Origin of the sequence: Streptantibioticus ferralitis, from assembly GCF_029223525.1 — a bacterium.
Lineage (GTDB): Bacteria > Actinomycetota > Actinomycetes > Streptomycetales > Streptomycetaceae > Streptantibioticus_A > Streptantibioticus_A ferralitis.
The window spans coordinates 149,015-161,790 of record NZ_JARHTQ010000002.1 but is presented as its reverse complement, the minus strand read 5'-3'; the positions used below and the strand labels follow the sequence as shown (position 1 = coordinate 161,790).

At 70.3% G+C, this 12,776-nt stretch carries 9 protein-coding genes; 3 read left to right on the top strand and 6 right to left on the bottom strand.

Annotated features, from left to right (window positions below; translation table 11 throughout):
- Positions 1 to 124: 124 nt before the first annotated feature.
- The 3 genes from P2L57_RS03590 to P2L57_RS03580 form a co-directional block, all read right to left on the bottom strand.
- Positions 125 to 1,660, bottom strand: a complete 1,536-nt coding sequence (locus tag P2L57_RS03590) for an ATP-dependent DNA ligase (protein ID WP_275808042.1) — start codon at positions 1,658 to 1,660, stop codon at positions 125 to 127.
- A 67-nt stretch (positions 1,661 to 1,727) separates the two neighbouring features.
- Positions 1,728 to 1,943, bottom strand: a complete 216-nt coding sequence (locus tag P2L57_RS03585; protein WP_275808039.1) for a ferredoxin — start codon at positions 1,941 to 1,943, stop codon at positions 1,728 to 1,730.
- Between the two features lie 6 nt (positions 1,944 to 1,949).
- On the bottom strand, positions 1,950 to 3,158 hold the full coding sequence (locus P2L57_RS03580) for a cytochrome P450 (RefSeq protein WP_275808035.1): 1,209 nt from the start codon (positions 3,156 to 3,158) through the stop codon (positions 1,950 to 1,952).
- A 112-nt stretch (positions 3,159 to 3,270) separates the two neighbouring features.
- On the opposite strand from P2L57_RS03580, the gene P2L57_RS03575 reads away from it, so the two are divergent.
- On the top strand, positions 3,271 to 3,867 hold the full coding sequence (locus tag P2L57_RS03575) for a TetR/AcrR family transcriptional regulator (protein WP_275808033.1): 597 nt from the start codon (positions 3,271 to 3,273) through the stop codon (positions 3,865 to 3,867).
- Between the two features lie 35 nt (positions 3,868 to 3,902).
- Here P2L57_RS03575 and P2L57_RS03570 read toward each other — a convergent pair whose 3' ends face one another.
- A complete protein-coding gene (locus P2L57_RS03570) occupies positions 3,903 to 4,787 on the bottom strand; it encodes a polysaccharide lyase (RefSeq protein ID WP_275808030.1) in 885 nt (294 codons plus the stop codon).
- Positions 4,788 to 5,069: 282 nt separating this feature from the next.
- Here P2L57_RS03570 and P2L57_RS03565 point away from each other — a divergent pair, with 282 nt between their 5' ends.
- On the top strand, positions 5,070 to 6,656 hold the full coding sequence (locus P2L57_RS03565) for an APC family permease (protein WP_275809158.1): 1,587 nt from the start codon (positions 5,070 to 5,072) through the stop codon (positions 6,654 to 6,656).
- Positions 6,657 to 6,888: 232 nt separating this feature from the next.
- Here the strand turns inward: P2L57_RS03565 and P2L57_RS03560 are convergent, their stop codons facing one another.
- On the bottom strand, positions 6,889 to 7,557 hold the full coding sequence (locus P2L57_RS03560) for a LuxR C-terminal-related transcriptional regulator (protein WP_275808027.1): 669 nt from the start codon (positions 7,555 to 7,557) through the stop codon (positions 6,889 to 6,891).
- A 207-nt stretch (positions 7,558 to 7,764) separates the two neighbouring features.
- Here P2L57_RS03560 and P2L57_RS03555 point away from each other — a divergent pair, with 207 nt between their 5' ends.
- Positions 7,765 to 10,992 carry a bifunctional cytochrome P450/NADPH--P450 reductase gene (locus P2L57_RS03555; protein WP_275808024.1) on the top strand — a complete coding sequence of 1,076 codons (3,228 nt, stop codon included), beginning with the start codon at positions 7,765 to 7,767 and terminating at the stop codon, positions 10,990 to 10,992.
- 55 nt (positions 10,993 to 11,047) lie between these two features.
- Here the strand turns inward: P2L57_RS03555 and P2L57_RS03550 are convergent, their stop codons facing one another.
- Entirely contained in the window at positions 11,048 to 12,634 is a 1,587-nt protein-coding gene (locus P2L57_RS03550) for an MDR family MFS transporter (protein ID WP_275808021.1), read from the bottom strand.
- Between the last annotated feature and the right edge of the window lie 142 nt (positions 12,635 to 12,776).

The following is a 12,776-nucleotide window of genomic DNA, read 5'->3' as shown; positions in this document are numbered from 1 at the left end:
GCGGTGCGGCCATGGCCGCACCGCCCGCACCGGCCGTCGAGCCCCAGCAGGCCGGGTAGCTCGGCAATGGATTCCGTAGCCATCCGGCCATAGACGGCCAAGCCCGCCACACGCCGCATCCGGCTCAGGGGCGGAAGCCGAGTACGTCCTCGACGGCGTCCGCCTCCGCCGCCGTCTTGTCCTCGCGGTAGCGCAGGACGCGTGCGAAGCGCAGGGTCACCCCCGCCGGGTAGCGGGTGGACCGCTGCACCCCGTCGAAGGCGATCTCCACCACCAGTTCAGGTCGTACCACCACACCCCACGGTTCGGTGCGCACCGCCAGCTCCCGTAGCCGTTCCGTCTGCCATCCGAGCATCGCATCGGTCAGCCCCTTGAAGGTCTTGCCCAGCATCGCGAAGGTGCCGTCCGGCTGCCGGGCGCCCAGATGCAGATTCGAGAGCGTTCCGGTGCGTCGCCCGTGGCCCCACTCCGCGGCGAGTACCACCAGATCGAGGGTGTGCACGGGTTTGACCTTCAGCCAGGAGGCGCCGCGCCGACCCGCGCTGTACGGGGCGTCCAGCGCCTTGACGAGCACCCCCTCGTGGCCGCGCGCCAGGGTCGCGGCGGTGAACTCACCTGCCGCCGCACGGGTTTGCGGGTCCTGCGGATCGCTGGCGACCAGTCGGCGGACCCTGAGCGGCTCGGGGACCAGCCGGGCCAGCTCGGCGTGGCGCTGTGCCGTGGTGTGGGCCAGAAGATCGCGACCGTCGACGGACAGCAGGTCGAAGAAGACCGGCGAGAGCGGCAGTGAGGCCTGCGCGCCCGCGACATCCAGCCGGGAGCCGACCCTCCCAGCGGTCTCCTGGAACGGCTTCGGCCGCCCGTCGGCGCCCAGCGCGATGACCTCTCCGTCGAGTACCAGCCGCTCGGCAGCCAGTTCACGGGCCGCGGTGACCACTTCGGGCAGCCGTGGCGTGATCTCATCGAGGGTCCGAGTGTAGATCCGTACGGTCTCGCCGTCCCGGTGCACCTGGATGCGGATGCCGTCGAGCTTCTCCTCGATCGCGCAGGGACCGAGCCTGTCCAGTGCCTCGTCCACGCTCTTGGCGGTGTGCGCCAGCATGGGCAGTACCGGACGGCCGACCTCCAGTTGGAAGTCGGCCAGCGCGTCCGGGCCTTCGGCCAACAGCGCCTCGGCGACCGCGCCCAGTGATCCGCCCAGCATGACCGCCCGGCGCACCTCCTGCGCCGGGACATCGGCCGCCGCCGCCAGCCCCTCGACGGCCAGCGCGTCCAGTGCGCCCTGCCGCAGCTCACCGCCGATCAGGGCGAGCAGGAAGCGCTGTTCCTCGCCGGTGGCGGCCGCCATCAGCTCACGCACCTGCCGTCGCCGCTCGGTCTGCGCGCCCTTGCCGGTGACGGCCGCGATCCGGTCGAACGCGGCGTGCACCTCGGCCACGGCCAACCGGGGTTCGACCGCCGGCGGTACCCGTTCGGCGAGCGTGCTCCAGCCCACTCCGATACGGCGCTGGGGCAGCCGCCCGGCCAGATACGTGATCACGATCGGGGCCTGCGCGGGCTCCGTCGTACGGAACAGCCGGGCCAGCAACGCGACCTTCCGCGAGCGCGCGGAGGCCTCGGCGACCTCTCGCGACGTCCGGGCGACATCGGCCAGCAGCATGGCTCCATGGTCACTCGGACCGCGCCGAAGCGCAGTTCCACCACCGGTGCCCGCGAAACGGCTCGGGTCACGATCGCGGCCCGATGACCTCCTCCCCTTCGGTGACGGTGATGGCCATCGCCGGACACGCGTCGGCGGCGTCCAGGGCCCGCTCGTCGGCGGGGCCGTCGGGGTGCAGCGGGCGGGCGTGGTCGTCGTCGAGCGCGAACAGCTCAGGCGCGATGCCCGCGCACATCCCGGAGGCCATGCACTGGTGACCGTCGATTTCGATATGCCAGGTCATCGAGCGTCACCACCCCACCGGCATGCTGCGCGGGCCCCGGACCAGCATCTGCGTCTTCCACTCGATGTCCCCCGTCAGACGCAGCCGTGGGAAACGCACGACAAGGGCTCGTAGCGCCTCCTGCAGTTCCAGGCGGGCCAGGGGGGCGCCCAGGCAGTGGTGCACGCCGTGACCGAAGCCAAGGTGCTGGTTGCCCTGGCGGGTGATGTCGAGCCTGCCTGGTTCGGTGAACCGCAGCGCGTCCCGGTTGGCCGCGCCCACGGCGACCAGCACCGGCTCGCCCGCGCGGACCAGCGTGCCGCCCACCTCGACGTCCTCCATCGCATAGCGGGGGAAGCCCGCACCGCTGCCCAGCGGCACGAACCGCATCAACTCCTCGACCGCCGTGGGAATGAGGCTGGTGTCGGCCCGTAGCCGAGCGAGCTCATCGGGGTGTTCCAGCAGGGAGTAGACGAAGTTGGGGATCTGCGTGGCCGTGGTCTCATGACCGGCGACCAGCAGCCCCACGCACAGATCGATCAGTTCCAGCTCGGAGAGCCGGTCCCCCACGTCCCTGGCCTCGATCAGCGCGGTCATCAAGTCGTCTTGCGGGCAACGCCGATGATGCTCTATCAGCTGAGCCATATAGGCGCGCAGTTCCTCGCGGTTGGCCTCGGACTCCTCGGCGGTCAGCGAGCTGGTGGACAGCTCGGCGTCGCTCCACACCCGGAATCGCGGCCGGTCCTGCTCCGGCACCCCGAGCAGTCGGCAGATGACGGCGACCGGTATCGGCAGCGCGTAGTCCTCGACCAGGTCTGCTGGCGGCCCCGAGGCCTCCAGCCCGTCCAGCAGCTCCTCGGCCAACTCCGTTACGCCGGGCCGCAGTTTCTCCACCTGGTGCACGGTGAACGCCTTGGCCACGAGCGTGCGCAGCCGGGTGTGATCGGGCGGGTCCATGCTGAGGATGCCGGAGTCCGACCGCGCCTCGCCCTGGCGGGGAGGGTCCCGGTGGACGCTCTCGGCCCGGCTGAACCGCCGGTCGCCGAGCACCAGCCGGGCGTCCACGTAGCGCGTGACGAGCCAGGCGGGCTCACCGTACGCCATCCGTACCCGCAGCAGCCCGGTGCTGGTGCGGGCTTGCTCATAGGCCTCGGAGATCCCGAGACCTTTCGCTTCGTTGAAGGGGTATGTGAGGGGCTCTACGCCGGCTAAGCGCTCTGTGTCAGCTGTGGTCACCCTGGGCCTCCAAGTGTAAGCACGTGCTTACATAGCGTAGATCCAGCCGTGCGACGCGTCAACGGTCCTGGTGGGCCGCTATCCTGACGGACTTCCGGGGAGGGATGCACAGATGGCCGAGATCCAGCCGAAGCGGACGCGCGACGCCCAGGCGACCCGGCGGGCACTGCTGGACGCGGCGGCCTCGCTGTTCGCCGAGCGCGGCTTCGAGCGCGCCACCGTACGGGACATCGCGGCTCGCGCGGGCGTCAACCAGGCCCTGTTGTTCCGTTACTTCGGATCGAAGAAGGCCCTGTTCGGTGAGGTGCTGGCGCGCAACGGCCGCGAGCAGCTGGAGACCACCGCGCCGGAAGGCCTGCTGGAGGCGGCGCTGCGCGGAATGCTGCTGTCCGATGATGCGCGCCGGGGCGACCGCTCGCTGGACGCGTTCTTGCGGTCGACCGGCGGCAGCGACGAAGTGGCCACGGCGGGACGGCTGTTGGGGGACGAGTACGCCCGGGTCCTGGCCACCCTCAGCAACCAGGACGACAAGGGACTGCGGGCCGACCTGGTGCTGTCCTGGCTGCTCGGCATAGGACTGATGCGGGTGGTGGTCGGCAAGGAGCCGCTGGCCAGCGCCGACCCGGACGAGATCTGCGGCCTGGTACTGGGCGCGGCCCGCACCCTGCTCGAAGGCCTGGCCGCGCCCGTGCCGCCGTCCTCTTCGTGACGGACCCGGCCAGACCTCGGTGAGCCCGGTCGGCCTCAGTGCTGCGTGGAAGCGGAGAGGGAGAAGTCGGCGAACTCCGCGCTCTCGGTCTTCTTCGGTCCCCAACTGGTGTCATGGCCGCCGAAGAAGGTGGAGAAGAAGACACCGCTGAAGGTGATGCCGGAGATGCCGGAGGCGGCACCCTTGGCGGCGAGTACCTGCTGTCCGTCGTACCAGACGGTGATGTCGCCGGTGGCGCGGTTCACCAGCTGCTCGACGGTGTGCCAGGCACCGTCGGCCCGCCAGTTCCAGTCGCCGAGTCCCACATCGACGCCGTACCCGGTGGGCCCGGAGTTGGTCGGCGTGTAGAGGTAGACCTCGCCCTCGTCGGGAGCCGACTTGGCGCGGAACATGTACCGCGTCGACCAGCCGTTGCCGTGGTTGCCGCCGGACTCCTGGCCGATCTGGCCGCCGTACAGTCCCGGCAGCTTGCCGCCCTTGCCCCAGTCGAAACCGGACGGGAACTTCGCCGAGTACTTCAGGTCCAAGGTGGTGGAGTGCACCAGATCGGACCGGCCGAGCTTGCTCAGCTGGGTGTAGAACTGGCCGCCGCCCGGATTGGCGCAGTCGGAGCAGGAGTTGGCCGATGACCCCGCGCCATAGGTCACTTGGAGCGCCGAGCCGTCACCCGGCGCGGACGGGTCGGAGACCGCCTTGAGGTCGGACTTGCCCCAGGAACCCTGGGAGGTGTAGCCCCAGGACCGCTGCCACGCGGCGGAGTTGTAACCGGTGAACTGACCGGTCCAGGTGCCGGATGCGGCCCGTGCGGGCGCCGCGGTCAGCGATCCGGCCGTGACCGTGGCCGCGAGGGCCGCCACCGCCGTCGCGACGAGGGCCGTACGGCGCTTCCGGGGCGCTTGCCGATGGGAGTTGCGGGACATCTCGCTCCTTGGGTGGATGGGGTGCGGTGATGTACCTGGCAGGCCGTTTGTTCAGATAGCCGAATGCTAGTCACGTATACGTAACGACAAGGGTGAAGCTAGCCCCGCCGGACACCGATGTCCAGTGGTGCGGCCAATTTGCGCACCAGGAACCTGATCGATGGTCAGAAGGATGAACAGCCGTCCCTATCGTGGACGGTCCGAAGGCGCGCACCGCGCGCATGGCAGTCTTGACCTTCCGCGGACAACGACGGAGGAGACCCTTTCGTGTCGGATCACTTGATGGGCGAGGCCGATGCGTCGACCGTGGCCACGCAGGAGCACCGGTTGCGCCGCGACCTCGGGTTCTGGGGTCTGACCGCGATCGGCTTCTCCAACATCGTCGGCTCCGGCTGGCTGTTCGCCGCCATGTACGCGGCACAGACCGCCGGTCCCGCCGCACTGCTGTCCTGGGTCGGCGCGGGTGTGCTGTCCGGGCTGGTGGCGCTGGTCATGGTCGAACTCGGCGCGTCACGGCCCGAGGGCGGCGGCACGGTGCGCTGGCCGCTGTACGCCAGCGGACGCCTGGTGGGCACGCTGATCGGCTGGTCGGCACTGCTCTCGGTGGGCGGTACCGCGGCGGAGATCAGCGCGATCATGCAGTACGCGGCGCACTACCTGCCGGGCATCTACCACGGGCACCGGCTGACCCTGTCGGGACTTGGGCTGGCGATCGCGCTCAGTGTGGTGCTCACCGCGCTGAACTGGTTCGCGGTACGCATGTTCGCGCGGCTCAACAACGCCGTGTCGATACTCAAGATCCTGGTCCCGATCGTCACTGTGATCGCACTGTTCGCCTCCGGATGGCATTCCGGTCGGCTCACCGACCACGGCGGGTTCGCGCCGTACGGGTACGCCGCCTGCCTGAGCGCGCTGGCGAGCGGCGGCATCGTCTACTCGGTCAACGGATTCCAGGCGCCCCTGGACTTCTCCGGCGAGGCACGCAACCCGCGCCGCACCGTTCCCGCTTCCGTCCTGGCCGGGATCGGCCTGGCCCTGCTGATGTACCTCGGGCTCCAGTCGGCGTTCCTGTTCACCGTGCCGGACAGCCTGCTCGGTCACGGCTGGCATGGCGTCAACTTCGATTCGCCCTTCGGCCAGTTGGCGTTGATCCTCAATCTGCAGTGGCTGGCGAGCCTGCTGTACGCCGACGCCGTGCTGTCTCCGGGCGGTTCGGCCTACGTAGGTGTGGCGATCGATGCCCGGCACACCTACGCACTGGCCAAGAACGGTCTGCTGCCGCGTTTCTTCATGCAGGTCAACCCGCGGCATGGCATCCCGCATCGGGCGCTGGCGCTGAATCTCGCGGTGATCGCGGTGTTCCTGCTGCCGTTCGGCGGCTGGCAGGACATCGTCAGCGTGATGGGCGACATGTACCTGCTGATCTACGCGGCCTCCGCGGTGGCCGCGGCCGTGTTCCGTACCCAGGCGACCAGCGCGATCCCGGAGCGGGTGCCGGGGGTGCGGTGGATCGCGCCGGTCAGCTTCGTGGTGTCCAGCGAGTTCGTCTACTGGTCGGGGTGGCACGACCTGCGGCTGGCGCTGCCGCTCGTGCTCGCCGGACTGCTGGTGTTCCTGACCATGTGGCGTGGCGGCTTCGGGGCGTCACTTCGCGACGAACTACTCAGCGGGGCCTGGCTGGTGGTGTACCTGACGGCGCTGACGCTGCTGTCGTGGCTCGGTACGTTCAAGGGCTCGGGCCGGCTGCCCGCTCCGTACGACTCGCTCACCGTCGCGGTCGTGTCGCTGGGCATCTTCTGGTGGGCGGTGCGTTCGGGTGCCCGGCACCTTTCCACGACGCCTCCGGCCGCGCCCGTGCCTTCGGCGTAGCCGCGGGGTGGGAATCCCGCCGTCGGGGCGGGATTCCCACCACCACGGCGGGCACAACTGCCGAAAGGCGGCCCACACGGTCTTGGGCATTGCTCAATAGCGTGCGATGCCGGAATCCGGAACCAGGAGGCCACATGGCGACCATGACGGCGCCCTCGGGGTCGGTCGGCGGAGCGTCACGAGGGCGACCCGGCGCGGATCGTGGTCGCACCAGGTCCCGCCGGCTAGCTCCTCAGCCTCCGGTCGACGGCGGCGCGGGCGGCCATACCGCGGGGTCCAGCAGCCCGAGCACATACGCCCTGGCCACCAGCCCCGTGCGGTTCGTGGCACCGACCAGCGTGCACAACCGCTTCAGGTGGTAGTTCACCCCGTCCGCGCTCAACCCGACGATACGGGCGACCGCCGCCGTGGTGTTGCCCGCCGCGACCAGTGCCAGGATGCTGGCCTCCTGCGGGCTGACCACCACCTCGTGCGCCTGTCCGAGCGGCCGTGCCGCCGCGCGGCCGCCGACCGCCCGCGGTCCTTCGTCGGGGTGCAGGGTGACCAGCAGCGGCGGCGACTCCTCTTCCGGATCGCTCACCGGCTCCACGACGAGCTGGCCGTCATGGCTCGTACCGCTCGCCGTCCATCTCACCCGCACCGGGTAGCGGGACCGGCGTCCGAGCCGCAGCGCCTCGTCCAGCTTGCGCAACTGCCCGACGCTGGTGGGCGTGAAGAGCTCTAACAGCTGACGGCTGGTCAGCTGCCCGGGGTGCAGCCCCCAGACGGCGGCGAAGGCGGGATTGGCGCCCGTGATCACACCGTCGGTGCGGCTGATCGCTATGGGCACCGGCGACCGGTCGAGCAAGCTGATGAACCGGTTGCGCCAGAGGGCGGCCCGCTGCTCCGGCGTCTCCGCCATCGTGCACTCCTCTCCCTTCCCTGTCCTCGGCTCCGCGCTCGCCGTCCGGCCCGGAGACTCCCTCCATAGCACACGAGCCCGCCCGGCGCCCGCACGGACACTCTCACGCCACTACAGAATTATGTAGTTCTTCCGCCGGAACGGTCGCTGAACTCGGCAATCGTGGAGTCAGCAACAGCCCCGACATCACCGGGAGAGGCATCGGGCATGATCGACACGCAGTCCGCCAGGATCCAGGGCCTCCGGGCGTACCCGGAGCTGGAGTTGCCCACCGTCGACCTGTCGACAGCGGCGCCCACCAGCACTCCGCTGCAACGGGCGATCGCACTCGCCCGCCGCCATGGCCCGTTCTTCGTACAGCGCTTCCACGACCGGGACACCGCCTTCGCCTCCTCGCTGGAGCTGGTCGAGGAGATCTCGGACGAGACGCGGTTCCGCAAGGGGATCGGCCCGGCGCTGGAGAACGTCCGGGGGATCACCGCGGACGGCCTGTTCACCGCGTACAACGAGGAGCCCAACTGGGCCAAGGCGCATGACATCCTGCTGCCCGCGTTCGCGCTCGGCTCCATGCGGACGTACCACCCCACCATGCTCCGGGTGGCGCGGCGGCTCATCGCCTCCTGGGACGCGCACCTGGCGGATGCGGTGCCGGTGAACGTCGCGGACGACATGACCCGGATGACGCTGGACACCATCGGCCTGTCGGGGTTCGGCTACGACTTCGAGTCGTTCCGCCGGACCGATCCGCATCCGTTCGTCCAGGCGCTGGTGCGCGCGCTGGCGTACAGCCAGGAGAGCCTGGCACGGGTCCCGGGCGCCGACCACTCGCGACAGGACGCGCAGTTCCGTGCCGACGCCGCCTTCCTGGCCGAGGTGGTCGACGAGGTGATCGGCAAGCGCAAGGCGAACGGGGACACCTCGACCGATGACCTGCTCGGTCTGATGCTGGGCTCACCTCATCCGGACAGCGGGGAGTTGCTGGACGAGGCGAACATCCGCAACCAGGTGATCACCTTCCTGATCGCCGGACACGAGACCACCTCCGGCACCCTGTCGTTCGCCCTCTACTACCTGATGAAGAATCCGCAGGTGCTGCACCTGGCCCAGGCCGAGGTCGACGCCCTGTGGGGGGACACCGCAGACCCCGAGCCGTCCTACGAGGACATCGGCAAGCTGCGCTACGTACGCCAGATCCTCAACGAGACGCTGCGCCTGTGGCCGACCGCCGCCGCCTTCCTGCGTCAGGCGCGGGTGGACACCGTGATCGGCGGGCGGTATCCGATCAAGGCCGGGCAGAGCATGGTGGTGCTCACGCCGATGCTGCACCGCGACCCCGTCTGGGGCGACAACGTCGAGGAGTTCGACCCCGACCGCTTCGCACCGGACGCCGAGGCAGCGCGCTCGCCCAACGCCTTCAAGCCGTTCGGCACCGGTGAACGCGCCTGCATCGGACGGCAGTTCGCGCTGCACGAGGCCACCATGCTGCTCGGCCTGCTGATCCACCGCTACCGCTTCCTCGACCACGCCGGTTACCAGCTGCGGATCAAGGAGACACTCACCCTCAAGCCCGAGGGCTGCACCCTCACGTTGGCACCGCGCACGGCGCAGGAGCGGCAGCGCGGCAGGGCCGCTCGGGCGGTCGGCCAGGTCACGGCCGAAGCGGTCCGGGCCGACGGTACCACCGACGCCCCGCTGCCGTCCCGGGTGCTGCCCGGTACCGCGCTCACCGTGCTGCACGGCTCCAACTTCGGTACCTGCCGTGAGTTCGCCGCCGAACTGGCCGACACCGCCGACCACTTGGGCTTCGACGTCAGTGTCGCGGCGCTGAACGACCACACCGCCGCGCTCCCCACCGACTCCCCCGTCGTCATCGTCGCCGCCTCCTACAACGGGCAGCCCACGGACGACGCCGACGCCTTCGTCTGCTGGCTGTCGCAGGCCGCACCCGGCGCCGCCGACGGTGTGCGGTTCGCCGTACTGGGCGTCGGCGACCGCAACTGGGCGGCCACATACCAGCGGGTGCCCACCCTGATCGACGACCGGCTCGCCGAGCTCGGCGGCACCCGGATGCTGGAGCGGGCGGAGGCCGACGCCTCGGGCGATCTGGCCGGATCCGTCGAGCGCTTCACCGCGGCGCTGCGCGGGACGCTGCTGGAGCGGTACGGCGACCCGGACGCGCTCCCGGAGTCCGCGGACAGCGCCGGTCCCGGCCGGACGTACGAGGTGACCGAGGTCGCCGGTGCGCCACTGGACGCGCTCGCCGAGCGGCACGGTATGACCCCGATGACGGTGCTGGAGACCGGCGACCTCGCGGATCTGCGGCACCCGCTCGGCCGTTCCAAGCGCTTCGTGCGCATCGCCCTCCCGGAGGGCGCCGCATACAGGACCGCCGATCACCTGACCGTGCTTCCGGTGAACGATCCCGCGCTGGCCGAACGGGCGGTCCGGCTGTTCGGTGCCGACCCGAGTGCGGTGCTCAGCATCCGCGCCCACCGGCCGACCCGGGCCACGCTCCCCCTCGACCGGCCGGTCACCGTGTTCGAACTCCTCAGCCGCTACGTGGAGTTGCAGGGCTCCCCCACCGCCGCCCACCTCGCCCTGCTGGCCGAGCTGAACCCGTGCCCGCCCGAGCAGGCCGCACTGCGGCAGTTGGCCGGCGAAGGGACGCGCGGCAGCCTGCTCGACGTCATCGAGGACCATCCGGCCCTCCAGGGCCGTCTGAGCTGGCCGGTGCTGCTGGAACTGCTGCCCGCGATGCGCCCCCGGCACTACTCGGTCTCCTCCTCGCCCGCCGCCGACGCGACGCACGTCGACCTGATGGTCTCGCTGCTCAGCGCTCCGGCCCGGTCCGGGCGCGGCACCTTCAACGGTGTGGGGTCCTCGTATCTGCACCGGGTACGGGCCGGGGACACGGTGTACGCGCGGATCCAGCCGTGCCGGGAGTCCTTCCGCGTCGAGTCCGGGCCCAGCACACCGGTCATCATGATCAGCGCCGGTACCGGCCTGGCACCCTTCCGGGGCGCGATCGCCGACCGGGTGTCGCTGATCCGCCAAGGCACGGCGCTCGCACCGGCGTTGTGCTACTTCGGCTGCGACCACCCGGAAGTCGACTACCTGCACCGCGACGAGTTGGAGAGCGCCCAGGCGCAGGGGGCGGTCTCGATGCGGCCGACGTTCTTCAAGGCCCCGCAGAACGACTGGTCGTTCGTCCAGGACCGGATCGCCACCGAGGCCGACGAGGTGTGGCGGCTGCTCGAAACCGGCGCCAAGGTCTATGTCTGCGGTGACGGCGCCCGGATGGCACCGGGAGTGCGCGCCGCGTTCCAGCGGCTGTACGCGGACCGCACGGGAGCGGACGCGGCGGCGGCCGAACGGTGGTGGCAGGACCTGGTCGAGCGGGGGCGGTACGTCGAGGACGTCTACGCCGGCAGCTGACCGCGTACGCAACGATGGCCCCACCGCGGCTGCGGTGGGGCCATCCGCGTTCCGGTCAGACGGTCAGTGACTGCTCCTCGACGGCGGGGGCAGCCTCGACCGGTGCCGTGGTCGCGCCGCGCAGCGGGACATGGCGGATGAACCAGGCGAGGACGAACCCGATGGCGGCGATCGCCGCGCCCCAGGCGAAGATCGCCCCGATGCCGTTGACCACGGCGTTCTGGAACAGCTGGCGGGCGGCCTCGGGCAGGGCGCGTAGCGCGGCGGGGGTCATCTGGGCGGCCGAGCCCGAGCGGTGCGCGGCAGCCGAGCCGTGGGCCGTCAGGTAGTCGCTGAGGTGGCTGGTGTAGACCGCGCCGAGCAGCGAGACGCCGAGCGAACCGCCCATGTTGCGCAGGAAGGTCGACGCTCCGGTGGCGGCGCCCACGTCCCGCATGGGCACGCTGTTCTGAGCGATGAGCGCGGTGGTCTGCAGCAGTCCGCCCATGCCCGCGCCGAGCACCACCATGTAGAGCGCGGTCGTGGTGCTGGAGGTGTGCGTGTCCATCGTGGCGAACAACAGGAGGCCGACGACGATCAGTGCGCTGCCGACGATCGGCAGGGCGCGGTAGCGGCCGGTCCTGGTGATGAGGGCGCCGCCCACCAGCGAGACGACCATGACGGAGATCATCATGGGCATCAGCAGCAGACCGCTGTTGGTGGCCGAGGCGCCCTGCACGAACTGCTGGAACTGGGGCAGGAAGGTCACCCCGCCGAACAGCGCGAAGCCGGAGATGAAGCTGAGCGCCCCGGCCAGCGAGAAGTTGGTGTCCTTGAAGACGTTCAACGGCATGATCGGGTCGCTCGCCCGCCGCTCGACGGCGACGAACACCGCGAAGGCGACCACCGTGATGACGCCGAGTGCGGCGATCTGCCAGGAGCCCCACGCGTACTGGCTGCCGCCCCAGCTGGTGATCAGCACCAGGGCGGTGATCCACGTGGTCAGCAGCGCGGCGCCGCTCCAGTCCACCCGCGCCGCCCCGCTTCCCGAGGGCAGCCGCCTGAGGGTGAACCAGCACACGACCAGGGCGATGACGCCCAGCGGCAGATTCACGTAGAACGCCCACCGCCAGCTCAGGTGGTCGGTGATGAAACCGCCCACCAGCGGCCCGCCGATCATCGCCACGGGCATGACGGCCATCATCACGCCCGAGTACTTGCCCCGCTCGCGGGGCGGCACCAGCTCGGCCAGGATCGCCATCACGCCGACCATCAGGCCACCGGCGCCCAAGCCCTGCAGGGCACGGAATCCGATCAGTTCCGCCATGTTCTGCGACATACCGGCCAGTGCGGAGCCGACCAGGAAGATCACGATCGAGAACATGAAGCTGGACCGGCGGCCGTACAGGTCGCCCAGCTTGCCCCAGAGCGGGGTCGCCACCGTGGAGGCCAGGATGTAGCCGGTGGTCACCCAGGCCAGATGGTTCAGACCGCCCAGATCGCCGACGATCGTCGGCAGCGCCGGGGCCACGATCATGTTGTCGAGCTGGGCCAGCAGCATCGCGATGACCAGGCCGCTCATGGCGACGAGGATCTGGCGGCTGCTGAAGCGGGCGCGCTCGGGCGGTGCGCCGCCCGTGCCCGCCAGGGTGTCCGTGGCCATGAAGTCCGTCCCATGGGGTCCGAGGTTCTCGCGCCTACTTACCGTCCGGTCAGTAAGCCGTACCCTTGGAAGGTAACTTACTTACCGGACGGTCGGCAAGTGCGGCCTTGCGATGGGGGAAGATCGAGGTCGACGGACGAGA